The organism is Psychrobacillus insolitus (assembly GCF_003254155.1).
In the GTDB taxonomy this organism is placed as follows: Bacteria; Bacillota; Bacilli; order Bacillales_A; family Planococcaceae; genus Psychrobacillus; species Psychrobacillus insolitus.
Genome location: NZ_QKZI01000001.1, coordinates 859,441 through 877,097 on the forward strand (window position 1 = coordinate 859,441; position 17,657 = coordinate 877,097).

General features: G+C 35.0%; 20 protein-coding genes. 4 read left to right on the forward strand and 16 right to left on the reverse strand.

Going from position 1 to position 17,657, the window contains the following annotated elements:
- Positions 1–58 precede the first annotated feature (58 nt).
- The 9 genes from C7437_RS04225 to C7437_RS04265 all read right to left on the reverse strand — a co-directional run bounded on the left by C7437_RS04225 (position 59) and on the right by C7437_RS04265 (position 8,519).
- Positions 59–1,477, reverse strand: coding sequence for a spore germination protein (locus tag C7437_RS04225; protein ID WP_111438992.1), 1,419 nt, complete (start codon positions 1,475–1,477; stop codon positions 59–61).
- Positions 1,478–1,503: 26 nt separating this feature from the next.
- Positions 1,504–2,283 carry a SigF/SigG family RNA polymerase sporulation sigma factor gene (locus C7437_RS04230; protein ID WP_111438373.1) on the reverse strand — a complete coding sequence of 260 codons (780 nt, stop codon included), beginning with the start codon at positions 2,281–2,283 and terminating at the stop codon, positions 1,504–1,506.
- The gene (spoIIAB, locus tag C7437_RS04235) at positions 2,283–2,729 is read right to left on the reverse strand and encodes an anti-sigma F factor (protein WP_111438374.1); all 447 of its coding nucleotides are present in this window, start codon (positions 2,727–2,729) and stop codon (positions 2,283–2,285) included. The genes C7437_RS04230 and spoIIAB overlap by 1 nt, the downstream gene beginning before the upstream one ends.
- Positions 2,719–3,075: an STAS domain-containing protein gene (locus C7437_RS04240; protein WP_111438375.1), complete on the reverse strand. Its 357-nt coding sequence runs from the start codon at positions 3,073–3,075 to the stop codon at positions 2,719–2,721. The genes spoIIAB and C7437_RS04240 overlap by 11 nt, the downstream gene beginning before the upstream one ends.
- 223 nt (positions 3,076–3,298) lie before the next feature.
- Positions 3,299–4,588: a thymidine phosphorylase gene (locus C7437_RS04245; RefSeq protein ID WP_111438376.1), complete on the reverse strand. Its 1,290-nt coding sequence runs from the start codon at positions 4,586–4,588 to the stop codon at positions 3,299–3,301.
- A 42-nt stretch (positions 4,589–4,630) separates the two neighbouring features.
- The gene (gene deoB / locus C7437_RS04250) at positions 4,631–5,809 is read right to left on the reverse strand and encodes a phosphopentomutase (protein WP_111438377.1); all 1,179 of its coding nucleotides are present in this window, start codon (positions 5,807–5,809) and stop codon (positions 4,631–4,633) included.
- Positions 5,810–5,879: 70 nt separating this feature from the next.
- Positions 5,880–6,782, reverse strand: a complete 903-nt coding sequence (gene xerD, locus C7437_RS04255; protein ID WP_111438378.1) for a site-specific tyrosine recombinase XerD — start codon at positions 6,780–6,782, stop codon at positions 5,880–5,882.
- Positions 6,783–6,879: 97 nt separating this feature from the next.
- Positions 6,880–7,320 carry a ferric iron uptake transcriptional regulator gene (fur, locus tag C7437_RS04260; RefSeq protein ID WP_111438379.1) on the reverse strand — a complete coding sequence of 147 codons (441 nt, stop codon included), beginning with the start codon at positions 7,318–7,320 and terminating at the stop codon, positions 6,880–6,882.
- 650 nt (positions 7,321–7,970) lie between these two features.
- Positions 7,971–8,519: an NUDIX hydrolase gene (locus tag C7437_RS04265; RefSeq protein WP_111438380.1), complete on the reverse strand. Its 549-nt coding sequence runs from the start codon at positions 8,517–8,519 to the stop codon at positions 7,971–7,973.
- A 68-nt stretch (positions 8,520–8,587) separates the two neighbouring features.
- On the opposite strand from C7437_RS04265, the gene C7437_RS04270 reads away from it, so the two are divergent.
- Positions 8,588–9,490 carry an aldo/keto reductase gene (locus C7437_RS04270; protein WP_111438381.1) on the forward strand — a complete coding sequence of 301 codons (903 nt, stop codon included), beginning with the start codon at positions 8,588–8,590 and terminating at the stop codon, positions 9,488–9,490.
- Between the two features lie 22 nt (positions 9,491–9,512).
- Here C7437_RS04270 and C7437_RS04275 read toward each other — a convergent pair whose 3' ends face one another.
- A complete protein-coding gene (locus C7437_RS04275) occupies positions 9,513–9,764 on the reverse strand; it encodes a YqkE family protein (RefSeq protein WP_111438382.1) in 252 nt (83 codons plus the stop codon).
- A 111-nt stretch (positions 9,765–9,875) separates the two neighbouring features.
- Complete coding sequence (locus C7437_RS04280; RefSeq protein ID WP_245909206.1) at positions 9,876–11,057, reverse strand: acetyl-CoA C-acetyltransferase; 1,182 nt, start codon at positions 11,055–11,057, stop codon at positions 9,876–9,878.
- Between the two features lie 89 nt (positions 11,058–11,146).
- Between C7437_RS04280 and C7437_RS04285 the strand changes: the two genes are divergently transcribed.
- Positions 11,147–12,043: a hydroxymethylglutaryl-CoA lyase gene (locus C7437_RS04285; protein WP_111438384.1), complete on the forward strand. Its 897-nt coding sequence runs from the start codon at positions 11,147–11,149 to the stop codon at positions 12,041–12,043.
- Between the two features lie 11 nt (positions 12,044–12,054).
- Positions 12,055–12,984, forward strand: a complete 930-nt coding sequence (locus tag C7437_RS04290; RefSeq protein ID WP_111438385.1) for an alpha/beta hydrolase — start codon at positions 12,055–12,057, stop codon at positions 12,982–12,984.
- Positions 12,985–13,006: 22 nt separating this feature from the next.
- Here the strand turns inward: C7437_RS04290 and C7437_RS04295 are convergent, their stop codons facing one another.
- The 5 genes from C7437_RS04295 to yneA all read right to left on the reverse strand — a co-directional run bounded on the left by C7437_RS04295 (position 13,007) and on the right by yneA (position 16,813).
- A complete protein-coding gene (locus tag C7437_RS04295; RefSeq protein WP_111438386.1) occupies positions 13,007–13,225 on the reverse strand; it encodes a YneF family protein in 219 nt (72 codons plus the stop codon).
- Positions 13,226–13,449: 224 nt separating this feature from the next.
- A complete protein-coding gene (gene tkt / locus C7437_RS04300) occupies positions 13,450–15,450 on the reverse strand; it encodes a transketolase (RefSeq protein ID WP_111438387.1) in 2,001 nt (666 codons plus the stop codon).
- Positions 15,451–15,535: 85 nt separating this feature from the next.
- Positions 15,536–15,769, reverse strand: a complete 234-nt coding sequence (locus tag C7437_RS04305) for a DUF896 domain-containing protein (RefSeq protein WP_111438388.1) — start codon at positions 15,767–15,769, stop codon at positions 15,536–15,538.
- A 64-nt stretch (positions 15,770–15,833) separates the two neighbouring features.
- A complete protein-coding gene (locus C7437_RS04310) occupies positions 15,834–16,481 on the reverse strand; it encodes a YneB family resolvase-like protein (protein ID WP_111438389.1) in 648 nt (215 codons plus the stop codon).
- An 11-nt stretch (positions 16,482–16,492) separates the two neighbouring features.
- Entirely contained in the window at positions 16,493–16,813 is a 321-nt protein-coding gene (gene yneA / locus C7437_RS04315) for a cell division suppressor protein YneA (RefSeq protein ID WP_170122305.1), read from the reverse strand.
- Positions 16,814–16,982: 169 nt separating this feature from the next.
- Between yneA and lexA the strand changes: the two genes are divergently transcribed.
- Entirely contained in the window at positions 16,983–17,603 is a 621-nt protein-coding gene (gene lexA, locus C7437_RS04320) for a transcriptional repressor LexA (RefSeq protein ID WP_111438391.1), read from the forward strand.
- Positions 17,604–17,657: the final 54 nt, after the last annotated feature.

The window sequence follows — 17,657 nt, forward strand, 5'->3', positions numbered from 1 at the left end:
CATTTCCTCTTTTTCTATATGAACCTTACCATAAAAAAAGAACAAAATGCAATACTATTCATGACCTTTTGCGAACAAGCGCTCGTGTAATGAATGGTCTCTTCGAATCAACTGGCATAGGATATCTAATTAAAATACGAAGAAATGCTTTTGGAAAGAACGGAACTAAAGGCCATAAATATGGGACATTCAATGGTTTTAATGAACAAACATACCAAACTAGGCATACTAACGCTATAAAGAATCCATTTACTCCCAAGAGCGCAGTGGATAGTATAATAAACGTTCTAAAAATCTTAGTAGCGATGCTTAGTTCATAGGATGGAATAGCGAAGGTAAAGATAGCGGTTATTGCAGTATACAGAACAACTTCAGGAATGAATAATCCAACGTCCACCGCCATTTGACCAATAACTAATGCAGCAACGATTCCCATTGCTGTAGATAAAGGGGTAGGTGTATGAATGGCAGCTAATCGCATAAACTCTATCCCTACATCCGCAATAATAATTTGTAATAAAAGTGGAATTTCACCGAACTCTTTAGGTCCAAAAAAGTCTAACGTCTTTGGTAATAATTCCGGGTGCTTAGACATTAAGTACCAAAAAGGTAATAATAATAAACTTAAGAATACCCCACCGTAACGCATCCATCTAACTAAGGTTCCAATGATGGGTGCTTCCCTATATTCTTCTGCATGCTGTAAATGATGAAATAAGGTCGTAGGAACAATAATAACGGAAGGTGATGTGTCCACAATCATCAAAATATGACCCTCTAGTAAATGAGCTGCTGCTATGTCTGGTCTTTCTGTAAAACGGACAAAGGGCAGAGGATGAAACCCTTGTTTGAATATCCATTCCTCTAGAGCTTTATCCGTCATTGTAAATCCATCATGTTTAATTTGCTTCAATCGCTCGCGAATTTGTGCTAGGTTATCCTCATTTGCAATTCCTTTTATATAGGTAATTGCCATATCCGTTTGACTTAGAGTTGTAACTTGATGAAGCTCAAATCGCAAGTCTGTATCCCGAATTCTTCTTCTGATCAGTGATGTATTCTGAATAATATTTTCAGTAAAACCATCTCTTGATCCTCTCACTACCTTTTCATTATCAGGTTCTTCAGGAGATCTGCCAGCATATGAACGAACATCAATCGTATACACGGAGCCATTTGTTAATATGAATGTTACTTGCCCACTCAATAATGCAACTAACCATTTTTCTGTGGAATCATACTGAGTAATCGAATGATAAGGGAAATAGTGTTCCATTACCAAATTTTCATCTAATTCATCATGCCACTTATTTTGCTGCATATTTGTCAGTAATTGAGTAAGCACTGTTCCATCCACTAACCCATTTATATACACAAGTAATACAGGAAATTCATATAGATGTGTATGCATGATTCCAACATCAAATGATTCATTTACGCCAAACTTTTCTTTCAGGAAATCTTCTGCAACTGACATACTTGGAAATAATGCCTTCGTTTCAATCACCCATCTTTTGTTTTTTTATTGTGCCCAACTGGTACTAACCATGTCTTCAACTGCGTTAGTATTTTCTTCTCCAATCTGGATACTTGAACTTGTGAAATTCCTAAACGTTCCGCAATATCACTTTGCGTACAGTCTAGGTAATAACGCAAATAAATAATCATTTGTTCTCGTTTTTCTAGCTTTTCTACTAGCTCTCTTAGAGGAATATGATCGAATGACTTTTCTGAACGTTCATCTCTCATCTGATCCATGAGTGTGAGAGCATCTCCGCTTTCGTTCTCATAAAGTTGTTCCTGAAGTGATGCAGGATCTCTTAAAGCATCTGTAGCCATTACTATTTCTTCTCTTGAAACTTCTAAAATTTTTGCTAGTTCCATAATAGTTGGATGTCTTTCATTGTTTTTCAAAAAATCATCTGTCGCATGACGAATTTTAAAATTTAGTTCACGAATGGATCGACTGATTTTCACCATTCCGTCATCTCGTAAAAAACGTTGAATCTCTCCAATAATCATTGGAACTGCATATGTCGAAAATTTCACTTCATAACTTAGGTCAAACTTGTCTACTGATTTCATCAAACCGATACATCCAATTTGAAACAAATCCTCCAAATCTGCTCCTCTCGATGAAAACCTTTGCACAATAGACCAGACAAGTCTTGTGTTTCCTTCGATCATTTGTTGCCTTGCTAGTTTATCCCCAGCTTGTGACGCAGCGATTAATTCTCTCATTTTCTCCTGAGTTAATAACGTAGACGGTTTTTTATTCATCATTAAACAATCCTGCTAGTTTCTTGAATTGGCACAAATCTTTTCGTTATAGTTACAGTTGTCCCCCTATTAGGAATTGAATAAATTTCCACATCATCACTAAAGCTTTCCATAATGGTAAAGCCCATTCCAGAACGTTCTTCGTCTGGTTTTGTAGTAAATAATGGTTCACGCGCTTGATTTACATCACGGATTCCTCTTCCATAATCAACTATTGACACAACTATTTCTCTATCTTCTCTTCTAGCATGGATTTCTATTTTTCCAGTACCGTCTTCTTCATAACCATGAACAATTGCATTCGTAACTGCTTCGGAAATAACGGTTTTAAATTCCGATAACTCTTCAATAGTTGGATCAATAGCTGCTATAAAACTTGACATCACCATTCTAGCTAGTGCTTCATTCTCACTTTTGGCAATAAAAGACAAAGTTATCTCATTGTCCATAAACTATTCCCCCTAACTTTGACATAATATCAATTTCTGAATCACTACAAATATATGGACTTAAACCTGCAAATTGGAAAATTTTCCGCATAGTTTCAGATGGATTTACAATAATTGTTTGTCCGTCAATTGGAGCTAGTTCTCGCATTCTACCTAAAATAAGGCCTATGCCTGAACTGTCCATAAAGTTTAAGTCTTTTAAATTCCATACAAGTACTTTAATTGTTCCATTTTTGATCATTGGCACTATCTCATCTCTAATTTCTTGTGTACTATGATGATCTAATTCACCTTTTAATCTAATAATAATTATTTCGTCTCCTACTTTTTCTACTTCGTGATGCATATAATCGCCCCCTCATGATAGCGCTATTCCACAAGAACACCTTCAATTCCTTGCGCTTGACAAAAGTAGAAGAAAATATTGCTTATTAGTCGATTTTCGACAAAGGTTTTCTCCTTAAAAGTATGGGGTTATTCCTTTTTTTTTAAACAAAAAATAGGCATCTCGTAAAAGTTTTTTAAAACTTTTACGAGATGCCTATTAATATCCACTTATTTTCTACTATTTATATAACTTTTAAAATTGAATTATTTTTCACTGGCTCTTTCACTGTATATATATAAGCATCTTCTATTAATTGAATAGATGCTTCTACTTCGTCTTTGTTTGAATATAGGATAGCTATTGTTTCACCTTTTTTAACAGATTGACCCGTTAATTTTATTAACTTTACTCCAGCATTAAAATCCAAGACATCAGTTTTTGTTAGTCTTCCAGCCCCAATAAGTAAAGAAGCCTTTCCGATCATTTCAGCATCAATTGAATTGATATAGCCATCATTTAAGGCTTTTACCACTATCTCATGCTTCGTATTTTGTTGATAAATATCAGTTGCATCACCACCCTGTGCTGTAATGAATTCTTTAAATTTATCAAGTGCAGCACCAGTTGAAAGTGTTTCCATAATTTTTTGTTCTGCTACTTCATCGCTTACTCCCGTTGCTAATTGATACATTTTGGAAGATATAGCTACAGTTACTTCAAAAAGACCTCTTTCGCTATCTTTATAGTTGCTCAAAAATTCCTGCGCTTCTGCAACCTCTAGTTTATTGCCGATGTTATGTCCTAATGGTTGATTCATATCAGTAATAACTACAGCTACTTTTCTTCCTAAATTTTCACCAATACTAATCATTGTAGTAGCTAGTTCCGTTGCATGCTCTAAATCTTTCATAAATGCACCTTTACCGCATTTAACATCTAATACAATACCATTTGCCCCACTAGCAATTTTCTTGCTCATAATGGATGAAGCAATGAGCGGAATAGAATCCACAGTACCTGTGACATCTCTTAGAGCATACAATTTTTTATCGGCAGGTGTTAAATTGCCGGATTGACCAACTATTGCTATTTTGTGCTCGTTTACTTGTTGGATAAACTCATTCGTTGTTAACTCTACATGAAATCCATTGATCGATTCTAGTTTGTCTACAGTACCTCCAGTAATGCCAAGGCCTCTTCCACTCATTTTGGCTACAGGAATATTTAATGAAGCTAGAATTGGAGCCACAAGCAGTGAAACTTTATCTCCAATCCCTCCCGTTGAATGTTTGTCCACTTTAAATCCTTCAATAGATGATAAATCAATGACATCACCTGAATCTACCATTGCTTTTGTTAACCAAGATGTTTCGTGATCATTCATTCCATTTATTAAAATTGCCATCAACATAGAACTCATTTGATAGTCTGGAATTTCATCCTTCGTATACTTTGTTATCATAAAGTGTATTTCTTCTTCTGTTAGTGCGTTATTTCTCTTTTTCTTGTCTATTAATTCAAGCATGTTCATGACATTACCCACCTCTATAAATTTTTTATATCTTTACTTTTATTATTTTAATAACGCTAAGAAACTTTCACCGAATTCTGTTTTTGCGACTCCAAAGTTTTCTGCAATTGTTGCTCCTATATCGGCAAAAGTATGACATAGTGGTAATTCTTTCGCTTCTTTTAATTTTGGTGAATAAATGATTAACGGAACATATTCACGTGTATGATCAGTGCCAGGCATTGTCGGATCATTTCCGTGATCTGCAGTAATGATTAGTAAATCTTCTTCTGTTAACTTAGGGAGAACTTCTGAAATCCTTACATCAAATTCTTCAAGTGCTTTCCCGTATCCAATTGGATCGCGGCGATGTCCAAATAAAGCATCAAAGTCAACTAAATTTATAAAACTAATGCCAGTAAAGTCTTTATCTAATGTAGCGATGAACTTATCCATACCATCCATATTATCTTTCGTTCGTTCTGATACAGTAATTCCTTCTCCATTATAAATATCATGGATTTTACCAAGAGCGATGACATCAAATCCTGCATCTTGTAATTCATTCATCGCAGTACGACCGAATGGTTTCAACGCATAATCATGTCTATTCGATGTGCGCACAAATTTGCCAGGTTCACCGATAAACGGACGAGCAATAATTCTACCTACTAAAAATTCATCTGACAAAGTAAGTTCTCTAGCGATTTCACAAATTTTGTATAATTCTTCTAAAGGAACAATTTCTTCATGAGCAGCAATTTGTAATACAGGATCTGCGGAAGTATATACAATAATTGCCCCAGTCTTCATATGCTCTTCTCCAAGTTCATCTAAAATTTCCGTACCACTTGCTGGTTTGTTTCCGATTACTTTACGACCAGTTTTTTCTTCTAAAGCTGAGATTAGATTTTCCGAAAAACCATTTGGATATACTTTAAAGGGAGTACTAATATTTAAACCCATAATCTCCCAATGTCCAGTCATTGTATCTTTCCCCACGGATGCTTCTTGCATTTTACCAAAATAAGCAATTGAATTTTCTATTTGTTCAATACCTTGAATATTGTCTATATTACCTAATCCTAATTTCTTCATATTAGGCATATTCAACCCATTCATTTGTTCTGCGATATGACCAAGTGTATGAGATCCTATATCTCCAAATGCAGCAGCATCTGGCGCTTCTCCAATTCCAACTGAGTCCATTACAATCACATGAATTCTTTTAAATTTATTCATTATTTGCCTCCTCATTTTCTTTTAGTTTACCAAATTATTTCATTTTGTACAGGTCAGACCTCAGACAAACTTACGCTCTTGGATGAAATTGTTTGTATATTTCTTTCAATCTTTTTTTACTAACATGCGTATAGATTTGCGTTGTTGAAATATCAGCATGTCCAAGCATTTCTTGTACTGAACGTAAATCTGCTCCATTTTCGATTAAATGAGTTGCAAAAGTATGTCTTAGAATATGCGGTGTAATTTCTTTTTTTATGCTTGCTTTTAATGCATGTGTTTTTAATAGTTTACCTATACCTTGTCTAGTTAATCTCTTTCCACGTTGATTGATAAATAAGGCATCTGTATCTCCAATAGCATTTAGCATTTTTGGTCTTGCTTCTTCTATATATTTCGCACATGTCCTAATAGCCGAACCCCCAAGAGGGATAATCCGCTCCTTGCCACCTTTACCAAACACGCGAACAAATCCCATCGTTAAGTGAATATCTTCTAAATTTAAATCAATACATTCACTAATACGCATACCTGTCGCATACATTAAATCAAAAATTGCTAAATCTCGTACCCCTTGTGGTTTAGATAGATCAATATTATCCAGTAAAGCATTTACTTCTTCTATCGATAAATAATTCGGTAATTTTTGGTCTAATTGAGGTAACTCAAGGTGAATTGTTGGATCTTTCATTGTAAATTTTTCACGTAACAAAAACTGATGGAAAGAACGGATAGAAGAAATATGGCGCGAAATTGTTCTTGGAGATTTCCCCTCTAATTTTAACTGTCTTAAATGATTTATAATATGCAGTCGTTCTACGTTATCCAAACTATGTATTTGTTGAATTTCAAATAAATGATTCAAGTAATCTGTGAGGTCCTTTCTATATGAAACTAATGTATTTTGCGATAATTGACGTTCAATTTGCAAAAAATGCAAGTAATCTTTTAATTGAAGTAACCCATTTTCCAATTAAATCTCCTCCTATTCTATGAAAAGCGGAAGCGGCTTACGCTAGTAAATATTAAAAAAAGGATAGCAATTTGCTATCCTTTTTAAGTCCATCTGTTTATTTCTCTTGACAACGATAGCAAATCCCATGAAATGTTAATCGATGATCTTTAATAATAAAGTTCCATTTCGTTTCAACAATTGCTTCTACATCTTCTAATAGATCTTCTTGAATTTCATCAACAGCTCCACATTCAATACAAACTAAATGGTGATGAAAATGTGCAGCTCCTTCTTGCCTTAAATCATAGCGCGATACGCCGTCACCAAACTGAATTTTGTCCACAACATTTAACTCATTTAACAACTCTAGTGTTCGATAAACTGTAGCCAGTCCTATATCAGGGGAAATCTCCCTAACTAATAAAAAGACATCCTCAGCACTTAAGTGGTCCTCTTCATTTTCAAGTAATACTCGCACTGTCGCTTCACGTTGTGGCGTCAGTTTATAGCTCGCACCAGATAATTGTTTTTTTATACGATCAATACGGCTTTCCATATGACGCCTCCTTACCTTCTTTCATTATACCAAAGAGTGAATTCTCATTACAAGAGATTCAATCAACAATAACTATTATTTAATATTAATTATTAAATAAAACATATGGTATTATAAAGAATTCTATAATTAGAACAATTATATATAAGGATAACGTGAAAGGATTAATCCTATTTGCTAGCGCAAGTAATAAAATACAATAGATTAATTGAAATGGAAACCACCAAAAAACGTAAGGATATGTTGACTCTTGAGACTGTAATAAATAACTTGAACAAAAGCCGTAAAAAGTTATCTTAAATGCACAAATTATTAAGATTAACTTTCGTAAAACAGGGTGCTGATAAAACAAAAAAAATACGACTGCAATCATCAAGTGTGGCATAATTGTTTCTAACAAGGTAGGTTGTTCTAATAATAGAACACGTTTATCAATAAGCTGAATAACCCATTGTTGCTGTTCTACCGTGCTTTTTTCAAATAAAATTAAACCACCAATAAAACTAAACACAAGGACGCATAGAGATATGAAAATAGTATAAGTCTGGTTCAGATTTGAACACCTCCCTATCTATTCCCATCATATGCTTGTACAAAGATCAAATATGACTTTACTTGTCTTCATATGAATAATGATATATAAAGTTTAATTACATTTTCTTCATGTAATCTTTTAACCATAGACATGCAAATGCTGTTTTTGCATCATATATTTTATTATTTGTTACGAGAGATTCCATTTCTTCTATTGTTACATATAGTACTTCCACAAACTCATCCTCATCTAGCGTTGCTTTTATAGACATTTTCTCAATGTTTTCAGCGAAATATAAGTGAATCACTTCATCTGCGAATCCTGGAGATGTGGCAAAAGATTGAACATATTGTAAGCTGCTAGTTGTATACCCTGTTTCTTCTTCTAATTCTCGACGTGCAGTTTCTTCTTGAGGTTCACCGGGTTCAATTTTCCCTGCAGGTATTTCAATAATTGATCGCTCTAACGCTTTTCTATATTGCTCTACTAAAATAATCTTTTTGTCTTCCGTAATAGCCATAATCGCTACTGCTCCTGGATGTTTTACAATTTCTCTACTGCTTTTATTACCGTCTGGCAATAATACTTCATCCACTTGTAGCGTTATGACTTTGCCTTTATATAACACTTTTGATTGTATTGTTTTTTCCTCGAATTTTTTCATTTGAAAACTCCCTTTCATTTGAATCTATTTGGTACTCATTGTAACATGAAAGAAAGGACGTGATAATTTTGGAAAAAAGACGGCTAGGTATAAGTGATTTATATGTTTCCGAAATTGGCTTAGGTTGTATGTCTCTCCCAACCGACCATTTGGAAGCAAACAAAATTATTAAAGCAGCACTCGATAATGGTATAACCTATTTTGATACAGCAGATCTATATAATAATGGTGAGAATGAACAAATGATCGGCAACGCTTTAAAAGATAAGAGACAAGAAGTTATTTTAGCTACCAAAGTTGGGAATCGAATGAATGAATCTGGGGAAGGTTGGTTTTGGGATCCTTCGAAAAAATGGATTACTTCCGCAATACATAAATCATTAAAACGTCTACAAACAGATTATATTGATGTTTATCAATTGCATGGTGGGACAGTGGAAGATGATTTAGATGAAGTAATTGACACGATGGAGTCATTAAAGAAAGATGGGCTCATTAGAGAATATGGTATCTCATCAATTAGACCAACTGTCATTGATTATTTTTTACAAAATAGTAATGCCGTTTCTGTCATGATGCAATATAGTCTACTAGACAGAAGACCAGAAGAATGGTTTTCCATTTTAGAGAAACATAATGTTTCATTGTTAAGTCGAGGTACGCTCGCAAAAGGATTATTAACTGAGAATGGACGAAACAGGGTAAATAAAACGAACGAATATTTATCATATTCCCAGATAGAGTTATTAGCGACGCTTGAACAACTACAAAAATTGGATGCACCAATAACTTCTGTTGCACTTCAGTATGTTTTAAAAAGAAGCGTTACAGGTTCTTTGATTCTTGGAGCAAGTAGTACAGAGCAACTATTGGAATCTATTCACGCTTACTCAATAAAAGTTCCTAGAGATATACTTTTAAAAGCTGAAGAAATAACTAAAAAAGAAATATATAAAGAGCACAGAGTATAATGATATACTCTGTGCTCTTTTGTTAAAACTTCGAACCACCAAACCCATATTCGTCTAGAAGTTCTTCAAATGATTTGTTTTTTTCTTTTTGTTTTCTTTCAAATACCAGTTGTGCTTGTCTTTCTTCTTCTTTTTCTTGCTCAACTGCAACTAATTGTTGCTTTGTTTCTTTTAGTTTAGCAAGTAGATCAGAGGAAAGCTGGTCCGAAAGAGTATTGGTTTCTTCTTTTTGAACAGTAGGTTTCACCTGTTTTTTTTGTTTTTTCTTTGCCAATTTGCTCACCTTCTTAAGTAACTATATAAGGAAAGTATAACTTGCTTTATTAACAAATGTCCAGTCTACTATTCTTTGCAGAAGGTGATAATTGGACGTTATTCTATTATTCTATCGTTTTACGATTGTAGCTACCCCTTGTCCTCCACCGATACAAAGTGTTGCTAATCCTGTTTTTGCATCCTGTTTCTCCATTTCATGAAGTAAAGAAACAAAAATACGCGCTCCACTTGCACCAATTGGGTGACCTAGTGCAATAGCTCCACCATTAACGTTTAATTTATCTTGATCAAATGAAAGCTCTCTATCTACTGCAATTGATTGTGCAGCAAACGCTTCATTTGCTTCGATTAAATCAATGTCAGCAAGTGATAGTTTTGATTTGTTCAATGCTTTTTTCACTGCTTCTACTGGACCAATTCCCATAACACTTGGGTCTACTCCCGCAGATGCATTTGCAACGATTGTAGCAAGTGGTTTTAGACCTAATTCATCCGCTTTAGCTTTAGACATCACAACAACTGCCGCCGCTCCATCATTAAGACCTGAAGCATTTCCTGCAGTTACAGATCCATCTTTTTTAAATGCTGGACGAAGTGCTGCTAGTTTTTCTTGAGTTGAACCTTTTTTCGGATATTCATCCGTATTAAATACGATTGGCTCTCCTTTTCTCTGTGGAATTTCTACAGAGACGATCTCTTCAGCAAACTTACCTTCTGCCATTGCATTTGCAGCTCTTGCTTGAGAACGCGCTGAAAACGCATCTTGTTCTTCTCTAGTAATATTATATTGATCACATAGATTCTCTGCTGTAATACCCATGTGATAGTCATTAAATGCACACCATAATCCGTCTGAAATCATACTATCGACCACTTTTTGGTCTCCCATACGGAAGCCTTCTCTTGCAGTTGGCAATAAGTAAGGCGCTTGGCTCATATTTTCCATTCCGCCAGCTACGATAATATCAGCATCACCTGCAATAATTGCTTGTGTTGCCAGGTGAATCGCTTTTAAACCAGACCCGCAAACTTTATTAATTGTAAGTGCCGATACGCTTACTGGCAATCCAGCTTGAATAGAAGCTTGTCTTGCAGGGTTTTGCCCCAAACCTGCTTGAAGTACATTCCCCATAATAACTTCATCTACTAAATCTTTAGATACGCCTGCTTTTTCTAGTGCACTTTCAATAACGATTGCCCCTAGTTTTGTTGCTGGTACATCTTTTAATGCCCCTCTGAATGAACCGATTGCTGTTCTTACTGCGCTTACGATAACTACTTCAATTGTCACGTGATTTCCTCCTAAATTTTCATTTACCCCAATAAAATGATTGCTTATTTTACCATCCATTCCTTACAATATAAGTATGGAGGGATGATATGTATAGTTTACCAAATATAGTGAAAATTGTCGAGGTCGGACCTAGAGATGGTTTACAAAATGAAAAAAATGAAGTGCCAACTGCCGTAAAGCTTGATCTTATTGATAAATTACAAAAATCTGGCATTGATGAAATGGAAATTACTTCCTTTGTTTCACCAAAGTGGGTTCCACAAATGAAAGATTCTAAAGAAATTGTTGCAAATGTTAAAAAAAAGGGGAGGCAATTTGTTTTAACACCTAATAAAAAAGGTGTAGAACTTGCTCAAGAATCTGGGGCTACTAGCTTTGCAGTATTTGTAGGGGTTTCAAATAGCTTTAATAAGAAAAATATTAATAAGACGACAGATGAAAGTATGCAGGAACTTAAACCCATCATTGAAAAATTATTGGAAGAAGGACATTTTGTTAGAGCATGTATTTCAACTGCCTTCTATTGTCCTTATGAAGGGAAAATAGATCCACTTCAAACAATTAATTTATGTAAAAAGTTTATATCATGGGGAGTAAATGAATTAAGCGTCGCTGATACTATAGGAATGGCAAATCCAGTTGAAAGTTACGACTTATTTAAATCACTAAAAAAAGAATTTCCACAAACACTCATAACAGCTCATTTCCATGATACAAGGAAAATGGCTCTAGCTAATATTTTCGCCGCTTTACAAGCAGGAGTAGATCGTTTTGATAGCTCTGCTGGAGGGCTTGGCGGTTGTCCTTTCGCACCTGGTGCAACTGGTAATGTAGCAACCGAGGATGTTGTGAATATGCTACATCAAATGGATATTACTACAAATATTAATCTCGATCTATTGCTAGAAGCAATTGATACAATAGCACCATTTACTTCTAGACCAATAGAAACAGGCATGTATAAACTATACAAAAATAAATAGGGGCTGGTGCAGTGAAAAAAAGAATTATTATATGGACAAGTATTTTCACGAGTGTTCTAACAGCCGCTGCAACTATTTTTGGCTTCGTACTTACAAATAGACTTATGTATATGAAGAAAAAAGAAGACGATTTTATCTTAAATCGAGAAATAACTTCGAAAAGGTTAGATGAAGTCTGGTATGGAGGAGTAAATAAAACAGAAAAATGGATTGAATCCAAAAATGGATATTCTCTAAAAGCTGTATTTGTGGAGCCACTGAAGACGAAGAATTATGTCATTATTTGTCATGGCGTGACAGAAAACAAAATAAACTCACTACGATTTGTACGTATGTTCGAAAAACTTGGCTTTAATAGCGTTGTCTATGATCACAGAAGACATGGTGATTCTGGTGGGAAAACAACTAGTTTCGGTTTCTATGAAAAAATAGACCTACAAGCAATTGTCGAAGCAGTAAGAAAACGTGCAGGAGAAAATGCAATAATTGGTATTCATGGTGAATCTATGGGAGCTGCAACGACTATTCTCTATGCCGGATCCATTCAAGATGATGCGGACTTTTACATTTCCGATTGCTCTTTCTCTAATTTTGAAGAGCAAGTATACAATATCATGCGACAAACAACTCCACTTCGCTCTAGTTTAGCTATTCGATTTGCAAATTTATTTCTAAAAATGCGTGATGGCTATACTTTTAATCTCGTTTCACCAATTGACGTTGTCGACCATATCGAAAAACCCGTTCTATTTATACACAGCTTGCAAGATGATTTCATATTACCAAAAATGACTGAGGAACTATATGAGAAGAAAAAAGAACCAAAAACATTAAAATTATTTGAAATCGGTGCACACGCTAAATCTTTCAATGAAAACAGCGAAGAGTATGAACAAGTAGTAGCCGATTTCCTTCAACAAAATAATTTACTGAATAAATAAAAGCACTCGAAAGTGAGTGCTTTTATTTTTGCATTTTATTCATTTGATTCATCATTTGTTTTACTTGTTTTTCAGAAGGCTTTCTACCCATTTGCGCCATCATCATTCGAAGCATTTGTTCATTGATCGGTGGGTTTTCTTTCAAGTATTTCATCATATATTGACGTGCTGCATAAAAACCAATAGCTGCACCAGCGATTAACGCAACGACTATAAGTACAATCCAGATCCATGTATCCATATTTTCTCCTCCTTTACGTTCTTATGTACGTGTACAAGACACCACAGAAAATTATACTATAGATTTGTAAAGCATTCTATATTATTTCAAATAAAATAACAAGGATTTGTCCCAAAAGTGACTAATGGGACAAATCCTTGCGTCAAGTTTACACAGTAATAATGTGATAACTGCATTAAGTGACTTAAAAATAAAGTAAAAAGGCTATTTTTTTTAGGTATTACTCATTTTTGAAGTAAGTTTTTCATTTTAGAAACTACATTTTCTACTGAGAAACCGTATTCCTTCATAACAATTTCACCTGGTGCACTAGCCCCGAACTTATCAATTGCAATAACGTCACCTTCAAATCCTACATAACGGTGCCATCCAAGGGAGGATCCCATTTCAATAGCAAGTCGTTTTGTTAAATGAGATGGTAATACTGATTTCTTGTATGCATCGTCTTGTTTTTCAAACAAATCCCAAGATGGCATAGATACAACAGATACTTGAATACCTTCTGTAGCTAATGCTTGTTGCGCTTCAATCGCAAGACTTACTTCAGATCCAGTTGCAAGTAACATTGCTTCCGCATTTTCATTTGGAGAAACTACGTATGCACCTTTCGCTACGCCGTCTTTTGCTTGTTCTACTGACCCTTTTAATGTTGGCAGATTTTGTCTTGAAAGAACTAAAACGGTTGGATTATTTTTAGCAGACACGGCTAATTTCCACGCTTCAGCTGTTTCATTTGCATCAGCTGGACGAATAATAGAAAGTCCTGGCATTGCACGTAATGAAGCTAAATGTTCAACTGGCTCATGGGTTGGGCCATCTTCTCCTACAGCAATACTGTCATGTGTGAACACATATGTGACAGGTAATCCCATTAGAGCTGATAAACGAATCGCTGGACGTACATAATCACTAAATACGAAGAATGTACCACCAAACACATTTAACCCACCATGAAGTGCCATACCATTCAATGCAGCTCCCATTGCAAACTCACGAACACCAAACCAAATATTTTTACCTGCATAATCCTCAGCTGAGAAGTCACCGGCATTTTTCATCGTTGTTTTGTTTGATCCTGCTAAGTCAGCACTTCCACCGAAGAAAGAAGGTAGATTTTGCGCAATAGCATTAATAGCTTCACCTGAAGCAGAACGAGTAGCGTGTGAAGTTCCCTCTTCATATGATTTCACTGCAGCTGCGAAATCTTTAGGTAGTTCCCCACTAATCGCTTGTTTAAAAGTGGAAGCAAGTTCTGGGAATTCTGATTCATACGTATTGAATTTATCATTCCAAACTGATTCTTCTTGAACACCAAGACGTTCAGAAGCTTGTTTAAATGTATCATACACTTCTTCTGGCACATAGAAATCTTCTTCAAAAGTCCACTCATATGCAGCTTTTGCTAAAAGTGATTCATCTTTACCAAGTGGCATTCCATGCGCATCTGATTTACCAGCTCTATTAGGAGACCCAAAGCCAATAACTGTCTTCACTTCAATAATAGTCGGTTTATCATTTTGAGCTTTTGCTTTTTCAATAGCATTGGAAATTTCAGCAATGTCGTTTCCGTCTTTTACTAAAATATAATTCCAGTTATAAGATTCAAATCGTTTTTCAATTTTTTCAGAGAATGATCTATTTAAATCTCCATCTAAAGAAATATCATTACTATCATATAAAACAATTAATTTATCTAATTGTAAATGTCCAGCAAGTGAAATAGCCTCTGCAGCAACGCCTTCCATTAAATCACCATCACCACAAAGCGCAAATGTATTGTGATCCACGATCGAATGATTTTCTTTATTGTAAGTAGCAGCTAAGTGAGCTTCTGCCATAGCCATACCAACAGCCATACCAATACCTTGTCCTAGAGGTCCTGTTGTTGCTTCCACACCAACAGTATGACCAAACTCTGGATGCCCAGGAGTTTTTGAATCCCATTGTCTAAAGTTTTTTATTTCCTCCATTGGAAGACCATATCCTCCAAGGTGAAGCAAACTATAAAGAAGCATTGACCCATGACCTGCAGATAAAACGAAACGATCACGGTTAAACCAATTTGGATTATTTGGGTTATGACGTAAATGTTTTGTCCATAAAGTATAAGCCATTGGTGCTGCTCCCATAGGAAGACCTGGATGACCTGAGTTTACTTTATCGATTGCATCAATCGATAAAGTACGTATTGTATTTATTGCTAGTAAATCTGCTTGTAATGACATGAATGACATCCTCTCGAACAAAATTTTTCTATATCTTTAGTTTAGACAACATTGCGGTCATTATCAATGGTTTCTGAAATGAAAATTAATTCAGAAACTTATCTTTTTTAGCCTGTTGCACTTTTAATGGTGTAACATCATTCCCAGATGGATCGATAACTTTGACGCTTTCAATCGTATCTCTCATGGTAGAACGAAACGTTTCTAAATATTCTTTACGTAAAGCACTTTGCTGTTTTGCTTCCTCAATAGATAATCCAATTGTTTTAGATTTTTTAGAAAGTTCATTAATTCGCTCTAATTTTTCTTTACTCAACATTTTCTTCACCCTTTTATTAGTTTCTTATGTAAAGGTATAAAAAAAACGCCCAGAGTGCAAATATTTACCCTCCATGCGTTTCAATATACTCAATATACCTCCGATGTATGGTTGCTTTACTTATCTGGAGTCCTAACCCTTGAAGTGTTGAAGCGATCTCTTCGTATGTCAATCCAGCATTGCGTAAGCGTACGATCTCATCTACAGGAACTACGATTCGTTCTCTACCTTCTGGATTGCCACGAGACTTTAAGTTCTTCTCAGGTCGATACCCATTAGACACTGCGCGTTTCATACCTCTTTTAATTTTAGCATTATGTAATTTCCTCTGATATTCTTCTACAAGCGCTAAGATCTCTAACAACATTGAATCCATCTCATTTAAGTTCAAAACACCCTTGTCCTGTAATGTAAATACAGATGTGTTTGTTTTTTTGAGAAGATGTAATACCGCCATTCTACCATTCCCTCGACCTATTCGTGTTTCATCTTGTACAAAAATCGCTGTAATCTCGTTTTCTTTAACAAATGTTAGCAAGTCTAATAGTCCGTCTCTTTCAATATCAAATCCACTATGTTGATCTGTAAAAACTTGCGCTACTTCATAGCCCTGCATCTCTGCAAATTGAATAAGTTCTTCTTCTTGTCTTATTAATGAGGTTTCTTGTGTTTCTTTATCTGTACTCACTCTACAGTATACTGCTGATTTCATTTATTTCACCCTTATCTACCAGTTCCAGCTAACTCAGTGCCGTTTTTTATATGAAATGTTTCTTTCACTTCTGGAACTATTAGTACCTCTCCTACTTTAATATGCGCTGTTTTCATATTATTCATGGCCATGACTTCGTTAATCCAGGCATCTTTATGTTTAACTTGTCCAAATTTATCAGCAAGCGACCATAAAGAATCACCATGTTCTATTTTAATTTGATAATCTTCCTCTGTCGAATTAATAGTAGTAATAATAAAACTTAAGATAAATAAAATGCTTAAACCTACAAATAAACTAATAAAATAATTTTCTTTTAATACCTTCATCATTACTCCCCCTAATAGAATGTTTGTTCCGAATGTATGTTCTAACAATAATACGAACATTTGTTTTTGTCAACGATTTTAGAACCTATGTTTGCATATTATTTCATAGACTGATATACTGTGTATAAGAAATAATATACAAACTAAAAAATAATTAATAGAGGTGAATATATTGAAAAAAGCATCTAAACGCCAAGAGGATATTTTAGCTTTTATTAAGGAAGAAGTTCGAAAAAAAGGTTATCCGCCATCAGTCAGAGAGATAGGTGAGGCAGTAGGCTTAGCTTCAAGCTCAACTGTACACGGACACTTAGCTAGGCTTGAAAATAAAGGTCTAATACGACGAGATCCAACTAAACCACGTGCGATTGAAATTTTGGACAATTTAAATCCTACAATTGAAAAACAAAGTGTAATTCATGTTCCTCTAATAGGTAAAGTCACTGCAGGAATACCAATTACAGCAATTGAAAACATTGAGGAGTTTTTCCCTCTTCCTGCAACATTCGGAACTACTGAAGATAACTTATTCATGCTAGAGATCATGGGAGAAAGTATGATTGAAGCCGGAATACTAAATGGAGATTACGTAGTTGTTAAACAACAACAATCAGCTAATAATGGAGAAATAGTTGTCGCTATGACAGAAGACGATGAAGCCACTGTTAAGCGTTTCTTTAAAGAAAGTTCATATTTCCGATTACAACCTGAAAACTCTTCTATGGAACCTATCATCGTTGACAAAGTTTCTATCTTAGGAAAAGTCGTTGGAGTTTATCGCCATATTCAATAGTATTCTGTTAACTTGACAATTAGTACATCAAAACGTATGATTACTAAGAGCCGA

Bases quoted from the DNA above. Each gene is read 5' to 3' on its own strand.
- C7437_RS04225 (WP_111438992.1), bottom strand. From the start codon at position 1,477: ATGTCAGTTGCAGAAGATTTCCTGAAAGAAAAGTTTGGCGTAAATGAA.
- C7437_RS04230 (WP_111438373.1), bottom strand. From the start codon at position 2,283: ATGATGAATAAAAAACCGTCTACGTTATTAACTCAGGAGAAAATGAGA.
- spoIIAB (WP_111438374.1), bottom strand. From the start codon at position 2,729: ATGGACAATGAGATAACTTTGTCTTTTATTGCCAAAAGTGAGAATGAA.
- C7437_RS04240 (WP_111438375.1), bottom strand. From the start codon at position 3,075: ATGCATCACGAAGTAGAAAAAGTAGGAGACGAAATAATTATTATTAGA.
- C7437_RS04245 (WP_111438376.1), bottom strand. From the start codon at position 4,588: ATGAACATGCTTGAATTAATAGACAAGAAAAAGAGAAATAACGCACTA.
- deoB (WP_111438377.1), bottom strand. From the start codon at position 5,809: ATGAATAAATTTAAAAGAATTCATGTGATTGTAATGGACTCAGTTGGA.
- fur (WP_111438379.1), bottom strand. From the start codon at position 7,320: ATGGAAAGCCGTATTGATCGTATAAAAAAACAATTATCTGGTGCGAGC.
- C7437_RS04265 (WP_111438380.1), bottom strand. From the start codon at position 8,519: ATGAAAAAATTCGAGGAAAAAACAATACAATCAAAAGTGTTATATAAA.
- C7437_RS04285 (WP_111438384.1), top strand. From the start codon at position 11,147: ATGTATAGTTTACCAAATATAGTGAAAATTGTCGAGGTCGGACCTAGA.
- C7437_RS04295 (WP_111438386.1), bottom strand. From the start codon at position 13,225: ATGGATACATGGATCTGGATTGTACTTATAGTCGTTGCGTTAATCGCT.
- tkt (WP_111438387.1), bottom strand. From the start codon at position 15,450: ATGTCATTACAAGCAGATTTACTAGCAATAAATACAATACGTACTTTA.
- C7437_RS04305 (WP_111438388.1), bottom strand. From the start codon at position 15,769: ATGTTGAGTAAAGAAAAATTAGAGCGAATTAATGAACTTTCTAAAAAA.
- C7437_RS04310 (WP_111438389.1), bottom strand. From the start codon at position 16,481: ATGAAATCAGCAGTATACTGTAGAGTGAGTACAGATAAAGAAACACAA.
- yneA (WP_170122305.1), bottom strand. From the start codon at position 16,813: ATGATGAAGGTATTAAAAGAAAATTATTTTATTAGTTTATTTGTAGGT.